This window comes from Pontibacter sp. 13R65, assembly GCF_047525655.1.
In the GTDB taxonomy this organism is placed as follows: domain Bacteria; phylum Bacteroidota; class Bacteroidia; order Cytophagales; family Hymenobacteraceae; genus Pontibacter.
Window position 1 is genome coordinate 129,391 of the sequence record NZ_JBLIQL010000007.1, and the last position, 22,686, is coordinate 152,076.

General features: G+C 43.9%; 22 protein-coding genes. 8 read left to right on the forward strand and 14 right to left on the reverse strand.

From position 1 onward, the window contains the following. Nucleotides 1–168 precede the first annotated feature (168 nt). From ACMA1I_RS10970 to mazG, 8 genes are all read right to left on the reverse strand, one after another. Nucleotides 169–1,755: a tetratricopeptide repeat protein gene (locus tag ACMA1I_RS10970; protein WP_337068373.1), complete on the reverse strand. Its 1,587-nt coding sequence runs from the start codon at nt 1,753–1,755 to the stop codon at nt 169–171. A 41-nt stretch (nt 1,756–1,796) separates the two neighbouring features. After that, the gene (locus tag ACMA1I_RS10975) at nt 1,797–2,747 is read right to left on the reverse strand and encodes a substrate-binding domain-containing protein (RefSeq protein WP_337068374.1); all 951 of its coding nucleotides are present in this window, start codon (nt 2,745–2,747) and stop codon (nt 1,797–1,799) included. Further along, on the reverse strand, nt 2,728–2,985 hold the full coding sequence (locus ACMA1I_RS10980) for a hypothetical protein (protein WP_337068375.1): 258 nt from the start codon (nt 2,983–2,985) through the stop codon (nt 2,728–2,730). Before ACMA1I_RS10980 ends, ACMA1I_RS10975 begins: the two co-directional genes overlap by 20 nt. A gap of 609 nt (nt 2,986–3,594) precedes the next feature. Beyond that, nucleotides 3,595–4,431: an energy transducer TonB gene (locus tag ACMA1I_RS10985; RefSeq protein WP_337068376.1), complete on the reverse strand. Its 837-nt coding sequence runs from the start codon at nt 4,429–4,431 to the stop codon at nt 3,595–3,597. Nucleotides 4,432–4,446: 15 nt separating this feature from the next. Further along, a complete protein-coding gene (locus ACMA1I_RS10990) occupies nt 4,447–4,962 on the reverse strand; it encodes a biopolymer transporter ExbD (protein ID WP_337068377.1) in 516 nt (171 codons plus the stop codon). Between the two features lie 15 nt (nt 4,963–4,977). Then, a complete protein-coding gene (locus ACMA1I_RS10995; RefSeq protein WP_337068378.1) occupies nt 4,978–5,583 on the reverse strand; it encodes a biopolymer transporter ExbD in 606 nt (201 codons plus the stop codon). A gap of 17 nt (nt 5,584–5,600) precedes the next feature. Further along, nucleotides 5,601–6,482: a MotA/TolQ/ExbB proton channel family protein gene (locus tag ACMA1I_RS11000; RefSeq protein WP_337068379.1), complete on the reverse strand. Its 882-nt coding sequence runs from the start codon at nt 6,480–6,482 to the stop codon at nt 5,601–5,603. A 515-nt stretch (nt 6,483–6,997) separates the two neighbouring features. Further along, on the reverse strand, nt 6,998–7,807 hold the full coding sequence (gene mazG, locus ACMA1I_RS11005) for a nucleoside triphosphate pyrophosphohydrolase (RefSeq protein ID WP_337068380.1): 810 nt from the start codon (nt 7,805–7,807) through the stop codon (nt 6,998–7,000). A 390-nt stretch (nt 7,808–8,197) separates the two neighbouring features. Here mazG and glmM point away from each other — a divergent pair, with 390 nt between their 5' ends. The 3 genes from glmM (at nt 8,198) to ACMA1I_RS11020 (ending at nt 11,590) form a co-directional block, all read left to right on the forward strand. After that, complete coding sequence (gene glmM, locus ACMA1I_RS11010; protein ID WP_337068381.1) at nt 8,198–9,589, forward strand: phosphoglucosamine mutase; 1,392 nt, start codon at nt 8,198–8,200, stop codon at nt 9,587–9,589. 138 nt (nt 9,590–9,727) lie between these two features. After that, nucleotides 9,728–10,870, forward strand: a complete 1,143-nt coding sequence (locus ACMA1I_RS11015) for a cysteine desulfurase family protein (protein WP_337068382.1) — start codon at nt 9,728–9,730, stop codon at nt 10,868–10,870. A gap of 138 nt (nt 10,871–11,008) precedes the next feature. Further along, nucleotides 11,009–11,590: a TIGR00730 family Rossman fold protein gene (locus ACMA1I_RS11020; protein ID WP_337068384.1), complete on the forward strand. Its 582-nt coding sequence runs from the start codon at nt 11,009–11,011 to the stop codon at nt 11,588–11,590. A gap of 249 nt (nt 11,591–11,839) precedes the next feature. Here the strand turns inward: ACMA1I_RS11020 and hemH are convergent, their stop codons facing one another. After that, nucleotides 11,840–12,868: a ferrochelatase gene (gene hemH / locus ACMA1I_RS11025; RefSeq protein WP_337068385.1), complete on the reverse strand. Its 1,029-nt coding sequence runs from the start codon at nt 12,866–12,868 to the stop codon at nt 11,840–11,842. Nucleotides 12,869–13,759: 891 nt separating this feature from the next. Here hemH and era point away from each other — a divergent pair. From era to ACMA1I_RS11045, 4 genes are all read left to right on the forward strand, one after another. Continuing rightward, nucleotides 13,760–14,647: a GTPase Era gene (gene era / locus ACMA1I_RS11030; protein ID WP_337068386.1), complete on the forward strand. Its 888-nt coding sequence runs from the start codon at nt 13,760–13,762 to the stop codon at nt 14,645–14,647. Nucleotides 14,648–14,725: 78 nt separating this feature from the next. Then, a complete protein-coding gene (gene der, locus ACMA1I_RS11035) occupies nt 14,726–16,039 on the forward strand; it encodes a ribosome biogenesis GTPase Der (RefSeq protein ID WP_337068387.1) in 1,314 nt (437 codons plus the stop codon). Between the two features lie 73 nt (nt 16,040–16,112). Next, nucleotides 16,113–16,289 (forward strand): hypothetical protein, encoded by a 177-nt coding sequence (locus tag ACMA1I_RS11040; protein ID WP_337068388.1) that lies wholly within the window; start codon nt 16,113–16,115, stop codon nt 16,287–16,289. Between the two features lie 177 nt (nt 16,290–16,466). Further along, nucleotides 16,467–16,640, forward strand: coding sequence for a hypothetical protein (locus tag ACMA1I_RS11045; RefSeq protein ID WP_337068389.1), 174 nt, complete (start codon nt 16,467–16,469; stop codon nt 16,638–16,640). A gap of 48 nt (nt 16,641–16,688) precedes the next feature. On the opposite strand, the gene ACMA1I_RS11050 is transcribed toward ACMA1I_RS11045, so the two are convergent. After that, nucleotides 16,689–17,258, reverse strand: a complete 570-nt coding sequence (locus ACMA1I_RS11050) for a hypothetical protein (RefSeq protein WP_337068390.1) — start codon at nt 17,256–17,258, stop codon at nt 16,689–16,691. Nucleotides 17,259–17,524: 266 nt separating this feature from the next. Between ACMA1I_RS11050 and ACMA1I_RS11055 the strand changes: the two genes are divergently transcribed. Further along, nucleotides 17,525–18,589 carry a hypothetical protein gene (locus ACMA1I_RS11055; protein ID WP_337068391.1) on the forward strand — a complete coding sequence of 355 codons (1,065 nt, stop codon included), beginning with the start codon at nt 17,525–17,527 and terminating at the stop codon, nt 18,587–18,589. A gap of 430 nt (nt 18,590–19,019) precedes the next feature. On the opposite strand, the gene murQ is transcribed toward ACMA1I_RS11055, so the two are convergent. The 4 genes from murQ to ACMA1I_RS11075 form a co-directional block, all read right to left on the reverse strand. Further along, entirely contained in the window at nt 19,020–19,826 is an 807-nt protein-coding gene (murQ, locus tag ACMA1I_RS11060) for an N-acetylmuramic acid 6-phosphate etherase (RefSeq protein ID WP_337068392.1), read from the reverse strand. Between the two features lie 148 nt (nt 19,827–19,974). Beyond that, a complete protein-coding gene (locus ACMA1I_RS11065; protein ID WP_337068393.1) occupies nt 19,975–20,832 on the reverse strand; it encodes a hypothetical protein in 858 nt (285 codons plus the stop codon). Nucleotides 20,833–20,891: 59 nt separating this feature from the next. Beyond that, nucleotides 20,892–21,164 carry a cytochrome b5 domain-containing protein gene (locus ACMA1I_RS11070; protein ID WP_337068394.1) on the reverse strand — a complete coding sequence of 91 codons (273 nt, stop codon included), beginning with the start codon at nt 21,162–21,164 and terminating at the stop codon, nt 20,892–20,894. Nucleotides 21,165–21,440: 276 nt separating this feature from the next. Next, nucleotides 21,441–22,601, reverse strand: a complete 1,161-nt coding sequence (locus tag ACMA1I_RS11075; RefSeq protein ID WP_337068395.1) for a formimidoylglutamase — start codon at nt 22,599–22,601, stop codon at nt 21,441–21,443. Between the last annotated feature and the right edge of the window lie 85 nt (nt 22,602–22,686).

Sequence of the window (22,686 nt, forward strand, 5' to 3'; positions counted from 1 at the left end):
TAATAACAGGTTAGCACATTTGCCAATTCTGCTAATGAAAACGACCTCCCAGAGCCCAAATACCGGGTTTTTGATTTAGGCCATAGTTTACCTGGTGCAATGGAACAGCATAAAAAAGGCGGCCTCTGATAAGAGAGGCCGCCTTTTTTATGCTGTTCATTACAATATTTATTTTTTAGATGTCTTGCTTAGCTCTGCAAGAGCAGCTTCAGCCTGAGCATTGGTAGGATCAAGATCTTTAGCAGCTTGGTAGTGTTTGGCAGCGTTTTCTCTGTCTGCTTTTAAGTAATAATAGTAACCAAGGTACACGTTCGATTCTACTAACTCTTTCTTAAACTTCTCAGGATCAGCCTGCGCAAGTTTAATGAATTCATCATAATGCGGTTTTGCTGTGCCTTCTGTTGTCTCTGGGTCTAAGCTAGCTTTAGCGCGTGCTCTCCATAAGTGAGCGTAGGCATAAGTAGGGTTAGTTTCAGTAATCTTAGCGTAGGTCTCATCTGCCTTTTGAAACTGACCAGCCATCATATAAATATTGCCGATGTAGTAATAGTCGATGTTTGAAACGTCTATTTTCTCTGCCTTACGATCATAAACAGCTACAGCCTTATCGTATTCTTCGTTGTTCGCGTACAAGTTGGCTAAGTCTGTGTAGAGTTCAGGCTTGTTAGGTTCCATGGCAAGGGCTTTCTCTAGGTTTTCAATTGCCTTGGCACGCTGGTTGTTTTTTGCCAGCATTTTGCTGTAGTACTCATAATCGCCAGCGCGCACTTTATTTTTGTCTACTTTGGCCAAGAAATCTTCCATCGCCTTCAGTGCCTGCTCATGCTGGCCTAGTTCAAACATAGAGTAAGCCTGCAAACGATTCATTACCGTGTGGTTTGGCTCACTCTTCAGTACTTCCTGTACTTCAGCCAATGTTTTCTGGTAATCTTTTGTCAGGAAGAGGAATGAAGCATACTTAGCACGCGTTTCGTTTGTTTTCTCTGCCATATCTACATACTTTTTAAATGTAGATACTGCCTGGTCGAACTTGCCGGCAAAGTAGTACATTTCTCCTAAATCGTGATAAGCAGGAGCATAGTTCGGATCAGCGGCTATGGCTTTGTTAAAGGCTTCTTCTGCCGCTTCGTAGTTGCGGGAGCGAGTATACACCTGTCCAACACGTAAGTGTGCCTTAGGGTATTTATCGTTTATTAGAATTGCCTGATCGTAATTTGTTAAAGCTTTGCCACCATCGTTTTGTTTCAGGTAGGCATCGCCCAGAATGACAAATGTTAATGGATTCTTATTATCGCGCTGAATAGCCTGGTTCAGGTATTCAATAGCCTTTGTCATGTCTATTTCATTAGACTCCACATAGGCTTCACCAATCATAGTAAGCACATAGGCATCTTTAGACTTGCTTTGCTTTACTGCTTTTTCGAAATGGCTTTCAGCAGCTGCTTTGTTTCCTTTTTCCAACTCTAGCTTACCTAAGCCAACCATATTGATAGCAGACTTAGAATTTTTAGCTAAACCTTGATTAAAGTAATAAGCAGCAGAGTCAGTTTTATCTGTTCTTAGATAAACATCTCCTAACGCAAAGTACGCTTTATCAGCTTCTTTGCTATTCAGTTGTGATTTGTAATATGATTTAGCTTGCTGATATTTTTCCAAATCAACGGCCATTCTACCCTGATCAACATTTTGTGCTATTGCACCTGCTGTAGGAAGAACTGTTGCCATTAGGAGGATATACTTCCACTTGTTGGTCATCGTTCTAAAGTTTAATGTAGTTATTGTTTAGCTTAGTTTGTCTATTGTTGCAGGCCAATTACACGAACTGGCATGGTAGCTGGCACAAGCCCAGATTTCAAAAATATTCGCTGTCCTTTGTCTCCTGCTATAAAGGAGGCAAAACCTGTGCCAAGGCCTGTTCTACCCTCCGTGCTTATAATATAAAGGTATCTGCGTAGCGGATAAGTTCCCTGCGCTATATAGGCCTGGTAAGGCTGGTAGTAACTATCGGTTGTTTCAGGGTTAGTCTCGGTGCTTATACCTACTACTTTTATCTTTTCCAAAAATCGAACAGCCGTTGAGTCATCAAAATCGCTTATCCAGTTAACGCCAATAACACCTATTGAATTTTCATTTTGAGATACATAATCTATTAGAGCCTCATGCGAATTGCTGGCATACGTATTGGCTGGGAGCTGCTGATTAGCTAATACAGAGTCTTTAACAAAGCGCGCCGTACTTGAATTGTTATTATCAAATACAATAGTTAATCCTTTAATATTATTCCCAGGTTTCAAGTCGCTCCAAGAAGTTATTTTGCCGCTAAAGATGTCTTGCACCTGGTTTAACGTAAGCAGGGTATCGGTATTGTTTTTGTTCACAATTAATGCTACTGCGTCAATAGCAATTTTTACAACCCTTGGAATAAGCTTTCTTTGCTCAAAAACCTCTTTTTCTTCAGGTTTCAGATCTCTCGATAATACCACAACTCTAGTGCTATCGCGTAGAAGATCCTGTATAACGGCACCTTCTGATTTGTATTGTGGGTTAAGCTTGGCATATTTATAAATACTTTCAAAAGTATATACCTGACTGTCCATTATCGGCTGGAAAGATTCGTCTATACTAATTGTTATATTTCCAGATGTTGGAGTGTCGGCAGGTGTACCTGAATCATTGCAACCAGAGAGTAACAGCACGATAACTGTAGCTAATACAACAACATGTTTATTAATTATTAAATTTATCATGCCTTCTTTGAGAACTTTTTTGGTAAACTCTTACAAATCTAACAATTCCGTATAAAATAAGTGCCCCTCCTAATATAAATTTCATATTTTCTGGCAAATCCAGATTGAATTTTCTTGTGTCTGCAAAAATTAGGAAAAGGCCTGCTCCAATGTATATTAAGGTCATGACGAGGGTGAAGTAGAAAACTACTTTTTGAAACATTGAGGATTGTGGCCTTTCTTTTCTTGGTTGTAGCATAGCTATTTCTTGGTGTTTCCTGCCCTTTACCAAATTTCCATAAGTGGCAGTTATTCTTCTAGATCGTAATTTAATATTATTTTAGGATAGTCATATTGTCAAATCCCCATAATTTTGTTTTACTTCATTTTTTGACTGTTGTTATGCCTTCTGCTTAGTAGAAATTTTCAATTACTATAGTTAAATGTAGGTTTCACAGTTCGCCTTTCTATACGGATTTTTACACATAGTGGCACAAACTCCTGATGTTTTTTGTGGTTAGTGTACAACGTGTTACCAATAGTCTTATGTATATTTTTTTTCTTCTAATGTAGGTAGGCATGCTGAGTCTACTAGTGCTGTAGCTATATGCTTTCGCTTTTATATTTTTTGGTAATAACGCTGCTTAACCAAACTCAGAGAGTTGTTATAACTTCTGTTATACAAGGAGATATTTTGATTTATGTTGAATTATTCTAATGAAAGTAGTCTCCCTGAGCCTTTGTGTTTTGTTTTTGCCTTAGGTTAGCAGGTGCTGCTTAACTGGGTGTAATGTACCACCTTAATTCTATGTAAAACAAAAGAGCCTCCTTGCATGCAAGGAGGCTCTTTTCAACAGTTTAACTAATATTACTTAAGTGTATACTTAATCGGAATATTATATCTTACTGGTACTGCTCTACCGTTTTGTTTACCAGGAGTCCATTTAGGCATACTTTTGATTACCCGAATAGCTTCCTCGTCGCAACCGGCTCCTAAGCCTCTCAGTACTTCTATATCACTGATCTCACCGGTTCTGCTAACTACGAAAGAAACATAAACTGTTCCTTCCACACCAGCACGAATAGCCTGCTGAGGGTACTTAATTGCTTTACTGATGAAACCGAACATGGCTGCTTCTCCTCCTGGGAACGATGGCATTTGCTCTGCAAAAGTATAAGGCTTTTCTTCCACTACTTCTGCTACAGCACCTGTACCATTTATGTCGCCTATCGGAGCGGCTGCTATGTTTTTAACACCTTCCTGCGTTTTAAGGCCAGCCGATATTTCAACAAGCTCTTTTGCTTCTGCCAGGTCTTCTTCATCATCACGTACCTCCTCATTTCTTTTCACAACTGGCGGAGTATATTTTACTGTAGCCTGTTGTGGTGGCGGTGGCGGCGGCGCATCTGGTGGCGGCGGCGGTGGCGGTGGCGGCGGTGGTGTATTCTCTACTGGGGGTGGCTGGGCCAGTTCTACTTCCGTTACAACACGCTCTATTACAGGTGCAGGTGGCTCATCTCCTTTAAGTGCCTCCTTTACAAGCGGAATGCTTATAAAAGCAGCAAACAAAAGGATAGAAATAATAGCAGCCTGGGTAATATGCTTGTTGTAAAGTCTTCGAAGTAGGTAGGCACCATATGCTCTGTTTCGTCCTGCGAAGACGATATCATCGAGCGATGCTTTTGCTAACTTACTAACTTCCATTGTGCTTAGTTTAAATTATTTCTGACTCTGTACTAAATCCTTGTCTTGCTGTGTTATATCTACCATGGCAAATCTTTTGGTATCTGTGATTTTCATCTCATCCAAAATATCTACCATGTTTTTATAACGCGACCCTTCCATCGGTTTAATCATAACCACCATTTTGGGGTTTTGACGGATACGTGGCGTTAGCAAAACTTTTCTGATGCCGTTTGCTGAGTAATCCGTTGTTATTAACTCTGGGTTATCATCAACTAAACCAAAATAATAGTGGATTTTATCATCCTCTCCCAAAATAATAGTTGTGGCATTTTCCGCTTTTACAGGCGTTAAATCCTCTATATTATCTGGCTTTACAGGCATCTGAATCTCCATGGTTTGCGGCTTACTAAAAGTAGTCGTAAGCATGAAGAATGTTAGCAACAGGAAGGCAAGGTCTACCATTGGTGTCATGTCCAGGTGGACAGACATTTTCTTGGCACGTTTCTTCCCCCCCTTACCGGAGTCGGCTTTTTCTTGTACTTCTGCCATTTCTTATCTCCTTTCTTATAGTGATGTTGGTCGTGCTTCCATGTCTGTAATCAGGTTGAACCTGCTTACTTTTCTATCCTCCAACGTCTTAATGATCTTGTTGATAGTGGTAAAGTTAGCGTCCACGTCACCTTTGATGGCTACAATAACCTGCGGGTTAGTTAAACGTGTTTGCCATACCCATTCAGAAAGCTCATTATTCAGAGAATCTATTGGAATACCAGGTTGGTTCACTTTCTTGCGGTCATCTATGCCCATAGACAGGAACCCTGGAAGCTGCCTTACTGGCACACCAAAGTTAGATGTTAGTGAGAAAGCTTTTTTCTGATCTTCGTTAAAGCTAACGCCGTACTTTTGGCCTATTTTATCAAGAAGCTTCTCTCTTGTTTGCTGCCCATCTACACCATAAAAAACCCGGTTGTCTTTGTCAATCGCAATGGTAATCACGTTAGACTCAGGTATTTTTATTTCCGATACAGAAGTAGGAGTATCTACAATTACTGCATCGTCTGGAGCAAATTTAGTGGTCAGCATGAAGAAAGTAACTAACAAGAAGGCCAAGTCTACCATGGGGGTCATATCCAGGGTAGGTTTGCTTCTTTTTATTTTTACTCTAGGCATTTTGCTGATTTAAAATATTAGATGGTTTGCTGTCTGGCAGTAGTATTGGCAGGAGCAGCAGTTTCGTGCTGAGCTGCGAAAGTAGAGATGATGCTGAAGCCAGCTTCGTCGATGCTGTAAGTCAACTCATCAATTTTGCTTGTAAAGTAGTTATAAGCAATAATCGCGATAGCAGAACCAGTTACACCAAGTGCCGTGTTAATCAAGGCCTCGGAGATACCGTTAGAAAGTGCTGTGGCATCTGGCGTACCTGAAGCTGCAAGAGCCGAGAACGCCTTAATCATACCAAGTACTGTACCAATCAGACCTGTTAGGGTAGAGATAGAAGCAATAGTTGAGATAATTACCAGGTTTTTCTCCAGCATTGGCAACTCCAGTGAAGTAGATTCTTCGATCTCTTTCTGGATAGCAGCAATTTTCTCTGCTTTCAGCAGTTCTGTATCGTTCTGCATTTCCTTGTACTTCAGCAAGCCTGATTTTACAACGTTTGCCACAGAACCTTTTTGAGTGTCGCAGGCAGCAATAGCGCCGTTAACGTCACGTTGGTTCAGTTTTAAAGAGATAAGGCGTACAAAACCAGCTACACTCTTTGTTCCTTTTGCTTTGCTGATGGTAAGTGTTCTTTCGATGGAGAAGATCAATACCAACAATACTAACGACATCAGGATAGGAACTACATAACCTCCTTTGTAAACGATGCCTAAATAATTTCCAGGTAGTGGGTGGTTCTCGTTGTCACCGCCTTCAAAGTTTGCGCCGTTACCTAATACAAAAATATAAATCAGGAAGCAGGCAAAAATTGCAACCGGTATTACGATAGTAGCAAATAAAGAGCCCCCTGAGCTACCTTTGGCTTCTACATTAGCATCTTTGCTCACTACTGCAGTCTTTTTTTCCATTTTCTTAAAAAGTTTAAAGTTTAGCTGTTTGTGTTGTAATAAATTGTTTGTGTAATGACTAAATGTTTTAGATTAGGTTTTAGTTCTTTATTAGTTTGCAATATCTATTTTTTCCGCAATTTATAAATAAAATATGGTGTTTTTTTTGTTCTTTTTGCGTAAACCCTTAAAAAAGAATCCATTATTACTTTTTTAACTAGCGTAAGTAAGGCTGCATATTACTCCTTTACAAACTTAACTAAATTAGGAAAAGGATGCAAAATCAAATTTCTGACTTACTTAATTTTATTCCTTTCCTCCATGATTCAAATACCACTCAAAATGCATAAATAAAAATGATAAATATCTTTAAATGATGCTTTGTAGGCTATAAAAGCAAAAAACTTGCTGTTCCTGATCTTAGAGGTAGAGGTGTTGTTTTAACGTTTAAAATACTGAAAAAAATATTTGCGCCATCTAATCATAGGAAACAGAGCTTTAAATATAATAATTGATGTTGCAACTTGTTTATTTTTTTAGCGTTTTTTTGCTTTGTTCCAGTAATAATCCATCTCTGTCAGCGTCATGTGCTGTAATTTTTTGCCGTCTTTGGCAGCTTCTGTCTCCAGGTATTGAAACCGATCTATAAATTTAAGATTGGTCCTTTCTAGGGCCTCCTCCGGATTTACATCTATAAATCGGGCGAAATTAATAAGCGAAAACAGTAGGTCTCCAAACTCTCCGGTTGCCTTCTCCTGATTGATGCTAGCTTGCTCAGCTACATTAAATTCTGTTTCAAATTCAGCAAGCTCTTCCTGTACTTTTTCCCATACCTGAGCCCGTTCGTCCCAGTCGAAGCCTGCCCCACGCGCTTTTTCTTGAATGCGCATGGCTTTTACGAGAGCGGGTAGCGAGCTTGGTACGCCACCTAACACAGATTTGTTTCCTTCCTTTAATTTTAACTGTTCCCAGTTCTTTTTAACATCCTCTTCAGTATTGGCTACAGTATCACCATAAATATGAGGATGTCTGAAAATTAGTTTTTCGCATAAAGAGTTAAGCACATCTGCTATATCGAAGCTTTTCTGCTCCGAAGCAATTTTGGAATAGAACACCATGTGGAGCATTATATCGCCTATCTCTTTCTTTATTTCCGACATATCGTTGCGGATAATCGCATCAGAAAGTTCGTAGGTTTCTTCTATGGTTAGATGGCGTAAACTCTCTATCGTTTGCTTCTTGTCCCAAGGACACTTCTCCCGCAATTCCTCCATTATGTCGAGCAGCCGGTTGAAAGCTTGTAGCTGCTTTCCACGTGGACTTTCATCTAAATGAGTTTTTTCCATGAGTACAAAGGTATTAAAAGTGACGGCCAAGTCATTGCATTGCCAGTGCTCAAAGTGTGTTAAGTTATTGTTAACATAAGGTAAAACAATAGATCTTGCTGATGCTTAGCCTATAGCCGCTCTGGCCGCTTTAAAAAATTAAGCAAGGCCAACCATTTATTTTTATTTAAACAGGGGGTTTAGATATAAATTCAGCTTTAATTAAATGATTGCTTGTATAATTTAAGTCCTTTTTAACCAAAAACCCAAAATTTTGATAGAATAGGTGTTTTTAAAGCATTTCATTATAACATAATATGCATTTGTGCCTGCTGCTGTCAAGTAATTAAATTCAACAATTTAGCTATTAAACATTTATTATTACTTTTGCCCTGTAAAATAGAATAGCAAGTGGCTTTAATAAAATCAATTTCTGGAATTAGAGGTACTATAGGAGGGAAGGCCGGAGATGGGCTAACTCCTGTGGATGTCGTAAAGTTTGCTGCTGCCTACGGTACATGGGTGCTTCAAACAACAAACAACAACACCATCGTAATCGGGCGCGATGCGCGTCTGTCTGGTGACATGGTAAACAAGCTGGTGTGCGCAACCTTACAGGGACTGGGCATTCATGTTATTGATGTTGGACTCTCTACAACACCAACTGTAGAAATGGTAGTGCCGGATAAAAAAGCAGGTGGCGGCATTATTTTAACGGCGAGCCATAACCCTAAGCAGTGGAATGCGCTGAAGCTGTTAAACCAGCATGGCGAGTTTATTTCTGATGCGGAAGGAAAACTGGTGCTGGAGATTGCCGAGAAAGAAGCGTTTGAGTTTGCCCAGGTAAATGATCTTGGCCAGTACAAGCAAGCCGAGGACGCGCTTCAGAAGCATATTGAAGCTATTCTTAACCTGCCTTTGGTAGATGTAGAAGCCATTGCCGCCAAAGATTTTAGAGTGGCCATAGATTGTGTGAACTCTAGTGGTGGCATAGCAGTGCCTATGCTGCTGGAGGCGCTTGGCGTAACTAAAATAGAAAAGCTGTTCTGCGAACCAGACGGCAACTTTGCTCATAATCCGGAACCGTTGCCAGAAAACCTGCGCGAAATTTCTAAAGTAATAGAGAAAGGCAAGTTCGACCTGGGCATAGTCGTAGACCCTGATGTAGACCGACTGGCACTGGTGAGCGAAGACGGCAGCATGTTTGGCGAAGAGTATACACTGGTAGCAGTAGCAGATTATGTGCTGAAAAATACAGTCGGCAACACTGTTTCTAACTTGTCTTCTACAAGAGCCCTGCTCGATGTAACAGAGAAAGCCGGAGGCAACTATTATGCAGCGGCAGTAGGAGAGGTGAATGTGGTAAACATGATGAAGGCGCAGAACGCCATCATAGGAGGTGAAGGCAACGGCGGTATCATTTATCCGGAACTGCACTATGGCCGCGACGCCTTAGTTGGGATAGCACTTTTCCTGACGCACCTGGCAAAATCGGACATGAGCATGACGCGCTTACGCAACTCTTACCCGAGTTACTATATCTCCAAAAATAAAATAGAGCTCACCCCAGATGTAGATGTAGATAATGTGCTCGTGCAAATGCAGCACCGTTATGCCAAGCAGCCTATCAATACCATCGACGGCGTAAAAATAGAATTTGGTAAAGAATGGGTGCACCTGCGCAAATCCAACACGGAGCCTATTATCAGGATTTATGCAGAGTCTGATAGCAATGCCACTGCAGAGCATTTGGCTAATAAAATTATTGCCGATATAAAAGAGATCATCTCTGAAAAAGCATAATGTGTTGTTGTAAACACATAGCTTAAAAGACCTGGTTGGTTGCGCCAAGTGTAGAGACAATAAGTCTGCGGCACTTGGCGCAACTTTTTTATGTAATTTTGTGGTTCGAATAGTAAGAACAATTTAATAGTTACCTGTATGCGTGTTTATTTAGATAATGCTGCCACTACTCCCCTTGATAAAGAAGTGTTTGATGCCATGGCCCCTTATATGCTCGAGCATTTTGGAAATCCGTCGTCTATACACGGGCACGGGCGCGAGGTAAGAGCTGCTATCGAGAAAGCACGCAAAACTATTGCTAACCTGTTGCACACTTCGCCAGCTGAAATTTTTTTTACCTCAGGGGGCACAGAGGCAGATAATACAGCTATTGTCTGTACCATTCGGGCATTAGGCATAAAGCATGCTATAACCTCCAGGCTGGAGCACCACGCGGTGCTGCACACTCTGCAAATGCTGGAGAAAAAAGGAGAACTTAGCCTGAGCTATCTGCGCCACAATGCTCAGGGCGTACTCGATCTGGAGCACCTGGAAGAGTTGCTGGCCCAAAACCCGCAAACGCTGGTATCGGTAATGCATGCCAACAACGAAATCGGTAACTTGAACGACATAGAAGCAATAGGCACGATCTGTAAGCAGCATAATGCCGTGTTTCATGCCGACACAGTGCAGACTATGGGACATTACCGGCACGACCTGCAAAAGTTAAATGCCAACTTTATTGTTGGTTCAGCGCATAAATTTCATGGTCCGAAGGGTGTGGGCTTCTTATATGCCGATGCAGGCATAAAAGTGCAGCCGCTTATACATGGTGGCTCGCAGGAGCGCAACATGCGGGGCGGGACCGAAAACGTTTATGGCATTATCGGGCTGGCAAAGGCGCTAGAAATAGCATACCGCGACATGGCAGAGCACCAGCAGCACATTCAGGGCCTGAAAGATCGCCTGATACACAAGCTGAAAGAGCAGGTGGAGGGGTTAACGTTTAATGGTTTGTCGGCAGAGGCAGATAAAAGTCTGTATACGGTGCTGAGCGTTAGCCTGCCGCCATCCGATATAACCGAAATGCTGCTCTTTAGTCTCGATATAAACAAAATCTCGGCCTCAGGAGGCAGTGCCTGCAGTAGTGGGGCAAACGCAGGCTCTCATGTACTGGAGGCATTAGGCATAGATCCTAACCGCGGCAACATCCGTTTCTCCTTCAGCAAATACAATACCCCCGAAGAAATAGATTATGTAGCCGCGAAGCTGGCGCAGTTATATAAGAAAGTGCCTGCTTAGGCCATACTACCTATGAGGCAGCTTCTGCAGAACTTGTACGGAGTTACTATGCAAAGAAGGCTCCTTCAAAGTTGAGGGAGCTTTTTTTGTGAATGAAATTTATACGTATGTTTTTTGGCATATAAATTGAAACAGGAAATGAATAGCTTAGGTGTTTTTTGTGGGGCAAACCCCGGTAATAATTGTTTGTATACAGAAGCTGCCGAGCTATTAGGTAAACTAATGGCCCGGCAGCAAATTGCATTGGTATATGGCGGTGGCAAAGTTGGGCTCATGGGTGCCATTGCCGATAGCGTGCTGGCGGGAGGCGGTACAGTGGTAGGTGTAATTCCGCAGAGCCTAGTAGATAGGGAAGTGGCACACACAGGCATTACAGAGCAGCACGTGGTGCAGACGATGCACGAGCGAAAAGCGCTGATGGCTGCCAGGGCTGATGCTTTTGTTGCGATGCCCGGCGGCTTCGGCACCTTCGACGAAATCTGCGAGATTATTACCTGGAACCAGTTAGGTATTATCAAAAAGCCGGTTGCTTTTCTGAATGTAGCGGGCTACTACGATCGCTTTTTTGAAATGATAGACCATAGCGTGGGAGAGGGGTTTATAAATCCGGGCTTGCGTGATAAGCTGATTATAGAGGCTAATCCGGAGCTGCTGCTGCAAAAGCTTGTGCAGGCAGCGGCTACTGCTTCTGACGATTGGGTTGACTTTAAAAGGATATAATCCTTCTGAAGAGGCTATGAAAGAAGCTGCTAATGCAAGGTGGCTGGTAGAGAGGTTTTGGCAGCACTACAGAATCAGAGCTGAATTCCGTTGTTTTTATCTCTGGAAGGCCTTTTTCATTAGAATAATTCGTTGGCCGGTGGCATTGGTATAGCTACGAGTCCTTCCTTAACAGCAAGAGCCGCTGCCTTTTGGGGCAGCGGCTCTTGCTGTTAAGGAGCATCAGCGCAAAAAACTGCACTGTTAGAATTAGTTCTTCAGCACCATCTGTTTCACAGCCTCTACCCACATAGGGTGTGAGTTTAGGCTCTCTACCAGTTGCCACTTCTCACCACCAGCTTCCAGAAACATCTCCTTAAATTCTTCGCCTACCTCAATAGTTGTTTCGAGGCAGTCGGCTACGAAGGCGGGGCTATAGGCTAATACTTTTTTAAAGCCCTTACTAGGCAAATCTTTCAGAATAAAGTCGGTGTAAGGTGTGAGCCACGGGTCTTTGCCCAACCTCGACTGAAAAGCCACTGAGTATTGATCTTCGCGCAGGCCAAGCTCTGCCGCCAATAGCCTGGAGGTGGCATAGCAGGAGGCGCGGTAGCAGTATTTGTTTCGCTTGTTGTAGGTGTTGCAGCAGGAGCCGAGCTTGCAATAGCCTTTGTCGCTGCCCTTTAGCACGTGCCGTTCCGGTACTCCATGGTAGCTAAATACTACATGGTCGTAATCATCTTGGGCCATGTGCTGCTTGCCAAGTGTAGCAAACGTTTTTATAAAGCCTTCGTCGTCGCAGAAAGAAGATATAAAGCTGATGCTCGGAATAACCCACCAGTCTTTTACGATCTCCATTACCTTGTCCTGTACCGAACCGGTGGAGGCCGAAGCGTATTGCGGAAAGAGCGGCAAAACAATAATCCGTTCTACGCTTTGCTCACGCAGCTCCTCCAGTGCACTTTTTATACTCGGACTCTGGTAGCGCATGCCAAATGCAACATGGTAGCCAGAGCCTAGCGACTCCTGCAGCTTCTTCTGCAGGTCCAGTCCGTGGTAGAGCAGCGGAGAGCCGCGTTCTGTCCAAAGTTCTTTGTAGACCTTGGCAGATTTTGGTGCCCGGAACGGAGCAATAATGCCATTTATCAGCACATAGCGCTGCACGGCTGGTATATCAATTACGCGCTTGTCTAGCAAAAACTCACGCAAATACTTTCTTACATCGGGTGTGTTGGGTGTGTCTGGAGTGCCCAGGTTTACCAGCAGTACGCCAATCTTGCCTGTTGATTTTTTACTCATAAAATCTTTAACTGATTTCCGGGTGCAAAGATACGAACAAGAACCCGTTAGTTGTTGATATTATCTATTTATGACCGATAGAGAGAATATATCATAAAGCGCAAACTCCCGAAAAAGTTTTTAGATTCGTTTAATGATGGTGGCAATTGAAGCAATGTACTTTTTAGCAGCCTGGTTAACTCATGGATAGTTAGTTGCAGCTTATTAGAAAAACAAGCCGCGGCACTTAGGACAAATTATGCTAATCAAATTGCCCTTCCGGAGCAAAAAAGAGATACCAAAGGCTATGGGCGGTTTCAGGAATTAAAGAAGATAAAGAGTAGTAGCAGCAAGCATAACAAATTATTCTAACTCAAGTTGTGCTGTAGCTAAACTTAAACACAGTTTTCGGCGGCAGGCTAAGAAGGGAACACCTGAGCCCGGTGCACCTATGGGCGACTTTTTGTTTGAGCGTTCAGCGAGTGGGGGTGCAGGGGCCCCCTTTGGACAAAATCGTCTTGATTTTTTTGGTTCTTTTTGTATCAAGACAAAAAGAACAAAGACTCCAGCAATACAATAGCTTCACGCCGCTGTTATAACAAAACATAAAACTATGCCAACTTAGACTAAACACTAGCAGTAGCCATTGTTGACGGATCTGGCTCACAAGATCCTTGCAGGATGACAGAGGGAGCGAAAATAGAGTCATGAAATCATAGCCTACCGCATAACTAGAATTCTTCTAATGAAAACCGCCTTCCAGAGCTAAAATTGCCTGCATCGGCTTAAGGGTTATCCTCCATCTCCTCTACAATTAAATTTAACTACCTATTCATTCAGAATCCATAATTAATTCACTTACAAGGATTCTACGTAAAAAAGAAGTACTTTTGCATCCTCAAATTTAAGCGCATGTCCGAAACTCCTCATAAAGCTGGTTTTGTAAGTATAGTGGGTAAGCCCAATGTAGGTAAATCTACCCTGATGAATGCTTTGGTGGGCGAAAAGCTTTCCATTATTACATCAAAAGCCCAAACCACGCGGCACCGTATTATGGGCATTCTCAATGGCGATGATTTCCAGATTGTGTATTCCGATACACCCGGCATTATAAAACCACAGTATGCCTTGCATGAGTCAATGATGAGTTTTGTGCGCACCTCGCTTGAAGATGCCGATGTAATTCTGTTCATGACTGATATTTATGAACAGCACGACGAAGACGATGTAATTGCGCGGTTACAGCATGCGCAGGTGCCTATTCTGCTGCTTATTAACAAGATAGATCAGGCTACCGAAGAAGAACTAACCGAGAAGGTAGCTTACTGGCAGGAGAAGATGCAGCCAACAGAGATACTGCCGATTTCGGCCCTACACAACTTTGGCCTCGACCACCTGTTCCAGCGGCTGCTGCATTATTTGCCCGAGCATCCGGCTTATTTTCCAAAAGATGAACTGACTGACAAGCCAGAGCGTTTCTTTGTGTCGGAGATGATCCGGGAAAAGATTTTCCTTAACTATAAAAAAGAGATTCCTTACAGCTCCGAGGTAGTAGTAGAAGAATTTAAGGAAGAGGAAGCCATTATCCGCATCAGGGCTGAAATTAGTGTGGAGCGCAAGAGTCAGAAAGGCATTATTATTGGTCACAAAGGCGAAATGCTCAAAAAAGTAGGCACACAGGCTCGTGTGGATATGGAGGAGTTTTTCCAGAAAAAGATATTTCTTGATTTGTATGTGCGTGTGAACGAAAACTGGCGAACTGACCAGAAGCTGCTACGGCGCTTCGGCTACAGCGAGTAAGTGAGTAGATTTGGGCACAGATAAAGCTTCGGTGCAAGGGGCACCGGGGGCACTTTAACTATTTTATTTTTTAATACGATGTCATCAAACATCATTGCTATTGTAGGACGCCCTAACGTGGGCAAGTCTACGCTTTTTAACCGCCTGATTGGCCATCGCAAGGCCATTATGGACAACGTGAGCGGCGTTACCCGCGACCGTAGCTACGGCCACGGCGACTGGGTAGGCAAGTACTTCACGGTAATTGATACCGGTGGCTACGTGCACGGCACCGACGATATTTTTGAAGAAGAAATAAATAAGCAGGTGGAACTGGCCGTAAAAGAGGCCGACGTGATCTTGTTTATGGTAGACGTAGATGCTGGTCTTACTGGCCTCGACGAGGAATTTGCAAACTACCTGCGCCGCACCGACAAACCCATTTACATTGTAGCCAACAAAGCCGACAGCAATGCACGGGCACACCAGATGGGCGAATTTTATGCGCTGGGAATTGGAATTGAGATATTTCCTATTTCGTCGCAGAATGGCTCCGGTACCGGCGAATTGCTAGATGCCGTTATTACGCACTTTAAAGACGAAGGCGTAGAAGATCCTGATGCCGGTATTCCAAAATTTGCGGTGCTTGGCCGGCCAAATGTTGGTAAGTCATCGTTTGTGAACCTGCTGCTGGGTGTGGAGCGTAACATTGTAACCGATATTGCCGGCACCACCCGCGATGCCATCGACTCCCGCTACAATGCCTTCGGTAAAGAATTTATTATTGTAGATACGGCCGGTGTGCGCCGCAAGAGTAAAGTAAGCGAGGACATAGAGTTTTACTCTGTTATGCGCTCGATGCGTGCTCTTGAAGATGCCGACGTATGTATTATTATTCTGGATGCCACACGCGGCATAGAGGCGCAGGACGTGAACCTGATAACACTGGCTGAGAAAAACCGCAAAGGCATTGTAATACTGGTGAACAAGTGGGACCTGGTAGAGAAAGAAACAAATTCTACCAAAGAGTTTGAAGAGGAGATTCTGGACAAAATTGCACCTATCAAATACGTGCCGGTTATCTTTACTTCGGTAGTTACAAAGCAACGGGTGCACAAAGCCATAGAAACAGCGATGGAGGTGTATGAGAACAAAACACAGAAGATCTCTACCTCTAAGCTTAACGATAAAATATTGCCGGAAATCGACCGTTATCCGCCGCCAGCTATTAAAGGTAAGTTTGTTAAGATAAAGTATATCACGCAGTTGCCAACACACAATCCTACGTTTGCGTTTTTCTGTAACCTGCCGCAGTACATTAAAGAATCGTACACGCGCTACCTGGAAAACACCATCCGTAAACATTTTGGATTTGATGGTGTGCCGATAAAGTTGGTGTTCCGCAAGAAATAATTGCCGGCTTTTATTACTATATTCAGATATGCTGTTATATTTGAGGCTTCAATCAACCAATCATCATATCAACATGAAAAAAGTATTCGGTTTATTATTCGTTGCTGGTCTTTTCGTATTCGCTTCTTGCGAGTCAGGTACAACAACTACTGAAGAAACAACTACTGACGAAGTTATTGTAGAAGAAGAAGATGCCACTATGATGGAAGTAGATACCACTACTACTGAGATAGATACTACTTCTTTGTAATTGGTATAATAATTATTTGGGGCTCTGGCGCAAGCCTGGGTTCTGTAAAAAGGCGCTCTTTGGGCGCCTTTTTGTTTTTAGCTTAACTTAATATAGCAGTTGCCGTATGCTGTGCAGGTCCTGCAGTGGCAGGAGACAAAACAGAATTATTTTCATTCAACATTAATGTTTCTCAACATGAAAAAGATAATGTATACGATGATGGCAGCAAGTGTAATCTCGCTGGCATCTTGCGAAACCAGCAGACAAGACAAAGCAGAAAATAAAGTAGAAAACGCTGCCGAGGATGTGGAAGATAAAGCAGAAGATGTAGCCGATGACATTGAAGAGGCAACAGAGAAAAAAGACTAAATAAAACAGAAAGAGGAGCCAGTAAGCTCCTCTTTCTGTTTCTGAGGGTTAGCTCCCGAGTCGTTTCTGGATCATGCCATTTACAAGGCCAAATAGTATTTTTGGTGTAAAGGTGCGCCAGGGAACTTCTTCCATGGTTCCACCAGAGTTTATATAATAGTCTATGCTGTAATTGCGCATCTCCGCCAGCACAAAGTCTCTGAAACAGAGAGCTGCAATCCAGCCATCCTCCACGTCTTCAAACCATTCTTCATAATAAGCATCATCTGACCCATGAAAGTTAAACACATTTTCGCCGATCAGAATAAAATGCTTAATGCCCTCATACACCATAGGATCTATGATGTTGCGCTTCAGTTTCATGATGTCGTTGTTGAGGGTGTCATTCCACTCCCCGATAAACTCTATAATAGTGTAGCCAAGGTCATAGTCGGTAAACAGAATTTTTATAAACAGCGTTTCGGAATCTATGTCGTCCCATTGCGGATGTATATAATACCCATAAATGGTATGGGTAAAGTCGGTGAGGCTGTTTTCTGTGCCGTACAAAGGAGATCGAGGATCCTCGGCGGCAGAGTATAGTTCCAGCCAGTTATAGTAAGGCTCTATCGTATGCATATTAAGTCCATGTTATGGGCCGCTTCAGCACAAGCAGCTATTTCTGATTTACTTTAACAGTGGGCACAAAGTTGGCATAAATTACAGGAACCTGCACGGCTTCTGGCAAAGCATTGAAGGCGGCTGCACCATTTACTCCCAATTAATCGGGTAATATACTAACAGAAAACAGGTGCTGGTTTTTTGAAGCCTAGAAATGTGCTATATTGTAGAGGCACTTTTATGCGTTCTGATTTTGAATGCCAGATTTTTACAACTATCCATTTATGCGACATGTTTTACGCAGGGAGCTGAATAAGTTGCCGCTCCTGCTGCTATTTTTGTTAGGTTCTTTTTATGCGTTTGCTTCTCCGGATTATACAGAAGTTTACCACCCACACATTAACAAGGCGGAGCTGGCGCTGGCACAGAAAAAGTATGAAACTGCTTTAGAACACTATCAGCAGGCTTTTGCCGCTGTGCCGTCTCCGTTTGCCAGAGACTACTTTAACGCAGCCGTGTGTGCCACACACGAAGGCAGAGAAAAACTGACTTACAACTACCTGGAAGAGCTGGCGCTAAAAGGCGTAGACCTGGATTTCCTGAAACGGCAACGGGGATTTAAGCCACTTCAGGAATCGAAAAAATGGCGGAAATTTGAGCGTAAATATCCGAAGCACAGAAGAAAGTATCGTGATCGGGTAAACCTCGACCTGCGCGCCGACCTGGATGAGTTATATGCCCGCGACCAGTTTTTCAGGCAGGCTAAAGGTGGCTTGCGCATGCATGCCGATACCTTGCGTAAAATTGAAGCCTCTAACGTAAAGCGTTTGCTCAGTGCAATAGAAACCCATGGCTACCCTGGCGAAAACCTGATTGGTGTTGGTGACACCATGGAGCTGCTGCCCCGCTTTGCCATTGTAATAGAGCGGCAAACGAGGTTTATGGATGGCTACGACTTTACCAACATTCTGCAGGAGGCCGTGCGGCAGGGTAGACTTGCTCCACATGCTGCTGCCTTTCTGATAGAGAAACAGGGCTTTGGCGAGTATAAAACAAGGGCTTTGGTAAAAATAACCTGTGGCAAACCAAAAGATTGTGAAAACGATAAAAGGCTGCCCGACCTGAGCAAGTTTATGAAGGAGAACCTGAACGAAACCCAGGAGCAACAAATAAACGAGCAGCGCCTGGCCCTGGGTCTCGAAAGCCTTACAGACTATAGAAAGAAGGTGCTCTTCAGCTTGAATCAGCAGGAATTTGATTTTAATTTCCCTGGTGCCGTGTCTTATTATATTGCTCCCAGCAACGAAGCCGCGCATGTGCTCACGGAAAAGTTAATAACTATTGACTAAGTTGATGTCGCATTTAGAGTATCAACCAAGTATGCTAACTTGAGTTGTGGGGTAATGAACAATGTAAATGGTTTATACTTTTGTCATCCTGAAAGGATCTTGTGGGCGAGAGGCAAAAGTAGTAGCTACCGGCTTTTTAGTGTAAGTTCGCATAGCTTCTCTTTTTGCTGTGACTTTGGAGTGAAGCTGTTGCATTGCTGGAGTCTTTGTTCTTTTTGTCTTGATACAAAAAGAACCAAAAAAATCAAGACGATTTTAAACTCGCTGAACGCTCAAACAAATAATCGTCAATGAATGCACCTGGCAAGAGTGTTCGCTCCGTAGCTTCCTGCCGCAATACAGGGGTTGATTAGCTTTCAGTGAATTATTCTAATGAAAATAGCCTTCCGGAGGCGTTTTTGTGGATATTGAGGCTAGGGCTTACCTTGATTTAGCGTTTGCCATATGCGTCTATGGCTGCACGCACATTGCCGTGCTGTTGTAGCAGGGCTGCTGCTTCGGCTTCCGTAATCTGCAGTTCTTCCATGAGCATGCGGGTGCCGCGGTCTACAAGCTTGTGGTTCGAGAGCTGCATGTCTACCATCTTATTACCTCTTACTTTGCCTAGCCGGATCATGGTGGCGGTGGTGAGCATGTTGAGGACCAGCTTTTGAGCGGTGCCGGCCTTCATGCGAGTGCTGCCGGTAACAAACTCTGGCCCAGTAAGCACTTCTACTGGATAATCGGCTGAATGGGCTACGGCACTGCCTGCATTGCACACAATACAACCTGTGCTGATGCCGGCACTGCGGCAGGCGTTTAACCCGCCTATAACGTAGGGCGTGCGGCCAGAAGCGGCTATGCCAACCACAATATCTTTCGTGCTAATCTGGTGCGCCTGTAAATCTTTCCAGGCTTGTGCTTCATCGTCTTCAGCGAATTCTACTGCTTTTCTGATAGCGCCATCGCCTCCTGCAATAATACCTACAACCATGCCATGCGGAACACCATAAGTTGGCGGGCATTCTGAGGCATCTACAACGCCGAGTCTGCCGCTTGTTCCGGCACCAATATAAAACAGCCGGCCTCCTTCTCGGAGTTTCTGCACAGTAACCTCCACCAGTTGCTCCAGCTGCGGAATAGCTTTTTCTACAGCAAGCGGAACCGTTTTATCTTCCTGGTTAATAGATACCAATAATTCCTGCACCGATAGCTGCTCCAGGTTATTGTAATGAGACGCAGATTCTGTAGTAGACACGTTGGGAGTTATAAAGTTAAAGAGTTAGAAAGTTGTAAAGGGCGGTGTGGCTAAATAAAGGCATGGAAATGGGTGGAGGAGGTGCAGTAGAATTGTTTACATGTTTCTGTAATATTCACTCTGCCACTCATCCACTCATTCAAATTTTTTATTGCCCCTTCTCAAGCTGCTCCTGGTGGTAGCGTACCATGCCTTCGCTTGGGCTTTGGAGAATAAGGCCAATATGGGCGCCAAATTTCTTTGCTACCTGGTGCAGAATGTCTGAGAAATGATAAGCAATAGAACCGACAAAGTTAATAGGAAGCTTATCGAAATCTTTGTACTTGCAAACATGGCGCTCAAAGAACTCATTGAAGTTCTCGTAGATCATAGCATGTATAACCGGATGCTTGCTCTTTTGGCCCATAAATTTAGCAAAAGTAGCCAGGTAGGTGCTAGGCATGTCGGTGTAGTACACTGCGTCCAGAATGCCATCTTTGGTAAGGTTATACGTGTTTTTCAGCGACGCTGCCAGTTCATCAGGCAATTCCCGATACAGGTAAGCTCTAATCAGTAGCTTGCCCAGGTAAGCACCGCTGCCTTCGTCGCCCATTAAAAAGCCAAGCGATGGCACATTGTCCACTATCTTTTTGCCATCGTAGAGGCAGGAATTAGAGCCTGTGCCCAGAATACAGGCAATGCCTGGCTGGTGTCCGCAGAGCGACCGGGCCGCACCTATCAAGTCATGGTCCACTTGCACCGTGCTTGCCGGAAAGGCACAACGTAGCGCGTCTCCAACACGTTTGTTACGGTCTGGCGAGCTGCATCCGGTACCATAGTAGTAAATAGATGTTGGGTTCTTTTGCTCCAGGTTTGGCACAAGCTCATTTTCCAGTATGGCATATATCTCCTCAGAATCGAGATACTGTGGGTTTATGCCTGCCGTGAAAACCTGCTGGTGAGAGCCGGTTTCGTCCATGAGGCGCCAGTCTGTTTTGGTTGAGCCGCTATCTGCTAATAAGATCATAATGTTATAGATAATAATGTACCCAAACAAAAGACTACAGTCCTTCTGCGGATATCCGTTTAGTATTTAGAGTTTTTTACAGTTCCTATTGCTGTAAACTTATCAAAAACATATTCTGTATGTGGGGCATCTTTCAGTTCTGCCGTTAAGTCCTGCCCGGCCCAATGCTCATAATGGTTGCCACTGCGCCACAACCTCGACTTCCGGACATCATAAATAATGCCTTTGTAGGCCACCCACACTTCATCCCGGTCCTGCCCGTTGCGCAGGGCGAGCTGTTGCAGCGTGTATTCCGGCAGAGCGTTGTTTGCCTTGTCCTCTACATCAGGCATTAGCTCTAAGGGTTAACGGGTTGAGAGTATACTCAAACATAGTTAAAATATTTTTGTCTGTCACGCTTGTTTTTGCAGTGTTGTGCAAGCAGTTCGGTTTAATTGAAATTAGCTTTCTATTTCGTTCAATAAAGCTTAGCTGGCAATCAAATTATTCTAATCAAAACAGCCTTCCGGAAGCATATTGAACATTGCTGGTATTAGCCCTTGTTGGTGGCGAACAGGTAAAATGGCTAGTTCACTTTTTGCTCAACCACTTAGTACTACAAAACCAGATTAACCAATCCGTGCCTGCGTTACCACCCAGCGGTTAGGTACTTCGCCTTTTATAGCCTGCAGGTAATCTTCGTAGCTACAGGGTACAATTCGAGAGCCTTTGTCTGCCGAAAGTGCTTCTACTTCGAGCCACCACTTTTCGCTGTTCTTGCTCTTGTAGAAGATCATCTTATCGGGGTTGTCATGAAAACCTACTGCATATTTGGTGAACTTGTTGCTACTGAACTGCATTTCGTTTTTGCGGTGATAGTAGCCTTCTATAAAATACCAGATCATGGTGGCCAGGGTGGTGGCTGTTAGTTGCCGCTTGTCGAGCTCGGGCTGGTATTCGTAAAAACCAATGGAAGTAAGATTGTCGTTGAGGCCGGCGTACCAGCAAAGTTGGCAGGCCTCTTCGCCGGTTAAGCCAAACGGGTTGGCTGGGTCGTAGCCAGGGGCATCCTGGTGCCTGATGGCCGAAATATCGAAAGTCAGCAGGTCGGCTCCGCGGATCACCGGCTCCATTTCCTGCAGGCTTTGGTGCACCTCGCCCACACGGTATGCCTCAAAATGCAGTTTCTCCAGCGTAGCCATTACTTCGGGCTCCACCAGGTACGACTGGTAGCCAATCTGACCAAAACTAAAAAGGTAATTGGGCTCGTGCATGAGTATCTGGCGGAGCTGTTTGCGGTTAGCTGGTTCATCGAGTTCCTCCAGCATATCTACGCGGCTGTCTATGGTTACCATGTTCACGGCCCTCTCCAGATGCTCATAACCTAAATACTGCCCATACTCCAGGTCCTGGGAGCCGCCTATAATAACCGGAACTGTGTTATGCGATACCAGCAGCTCCACGATCTCCTTCAGGCGCAGATAAGTATCGTCGAGGGTAATACCGGGGCGGAGGTTCCCCAGGTCTACAATTTTGCAGCTTCCTGTTCCTTTCATCATGCCATAGAGCTTTTTGCGCACGGCACGGGCAGGAGGTGGAGAGGTTTGCGTGTCCGGGTCTACCTGGTCGCGTCCACGGGTTTCGTGTATACCTATAATGGCAATATCAGCAGAGCGCCAGTCCGGAAAGCTGCTCACAAACCGGCTGATGTAGGAGCCCAGTGTGCGCGGCTTGCTGAACATGGCGAACAAATCCTCGTTCAGAGGCTCAAAGAAAATAGAAAGATTCATACAATTGTATCCGAAAGCCTCAAAAATAGTAAAAGAATAGAACACCGGCTCTATTCTGTGTTTTGACTAGATAGTAGTGGGGTTA

Bases quoted from the DNA above. Each gene is read 5' to 3' on its own strand.
- ACMA1I_RS10980 (WP_337068375.1), bottom strand. From the start codon at position 2,985: ATGCTACAACCAAGAAAAGAAAGGCCACAATCCTCAATGTTTCAAAAA.
- ACMA1I_RS11015 (WP_337068382.1), top strand. From the start codon at position 9,728: ATGCGTGTTTATTTAGATAATGCTGCCACTACTCCCCTTGATAAAGAA.
- ACMA1I_RS11050 (WP_337068390.1), bottom strand. From the start codon at position 17,258: ATGCATACGATAGAGCCTTACTATAACTGGCTGGAACTATACTCTGCC.
- ACMA1I_RS10995 (WP_337068378.1), bottom strand. From the start codon at position 5,583: ATGCCTAGAGTAAAAATAAAAAGAAGCAAACCTACCCTGGATATGACC.
- ACMA1I_RS11065 (WP_337068393.1), bottom strand. From the start codon at position 20,832: ATGATCTTATTAGCAGATAGCGGCTCAACCAAAACAGACTGGCGCCTC.
- ACMA1I_RS11070 (WP_337068394.1), bottom strand. From the start codon at position 21,164: ATGCCTGATGTAGAGGACAAGGCAAACAACGCTCTGCCGGAATACACG.
- der (WP_337068387.1), top strand. From the start codon at position 14,726: ATGTCATCAAACATCATTGCTATTGTAGGACGCCCTAACGTGGGCAAG.
- ACMA1I_RS11040 (WP_337068388.1), top strand. From the start codon at position 16,113: ATGAAAAAAGTATTCGGTTTATTATTCGTTGCTGGTCTTTTCGTATTC.
- hemH (WP_337068385.1), bottom strand. From the start codon at position 12,868: ATGAGTAAAAAATCAACAGGCAAGATTGGCGTACTGCTGGTAAACCTG.
- ACMA1I_RS11055 (WP_337068391.1), top strand. From the start codon at position 17,525: ATGCGACATGTTTTACGCAGGGAGCTGAATAAGTTGCCGCTCCTGCTG.
- ACMA1I_RS11045 (WP_337068389.1), top strand. From the start codon at position 16,467: ATGAAAAAGATAATGTATACGATGATGGCAGCAAGTGTAATCTCGCTG.
- ACMA1I_RS10990 (WP_337068377.1), bottom strand. From the start codon at position 4,962: ATGGCAGAAGTACAAGAAAAAGCCGACTCCGGTAAGGGGGGGAAGAAA.
- ACMA1I_RS11000 (WP_337068379.1), bottom strand. From the start codon at position 6,482: ATGGAAAAAAAGACTGCAGTAGTGAGCAAAGATGCTAATGTAGAAGCC.
- ACMA1I_RS10975 (WP_337068374.1), bottom strand. From the start codon at position 2,747: ATGATAAATTTAATAATTAATAAACATGTTGTTGTATTAGCTACAGTT.
- ACMA1I_RS11020 (WP_337068384.1), top strand. From the start codon at position 11,009: ATGAATAGCTTAGGTGTTTTTTGTGGGGCAAACCCCGGTAATAATTGT.
- ACMA1I_RS11075 (WP_337068395.1), bottom strand. From the start codon at position 22,601: ATGAATCTTTCTATTTTCTTTGAGCCTCTGAACGAGGATTTGTTCGCC.
- era (WP_337068386.1), top strand. From the start codon at position 13,760: ATGTCCGAAACTCCTCATAAAGCTGGTTTTGTAAGTATAGTGGGTAAG.
- ACMA1I_RS10985 (WP_337068376.1), bottom strand. From the start codon at position 4,431: ATGGAAGTTAGTAAGTTAGCAAAAGCATCGCTCGATGATATCGTCTTC.
- ACMA1I_RS10970 (WP_337068373.1), bottom strand. From the start codon at position 1,755: ATGACCAACAAGTGGAAGTATATCCTCCTAATGGCAACAGTTCTTCCT.
- mazG (WP_337068380.1), bottom strand. From the start codon at position 7,807: ATGGAAAAAACTCATTTAGATGAAAGTCCACGTGGAAAGCAGCTACAA.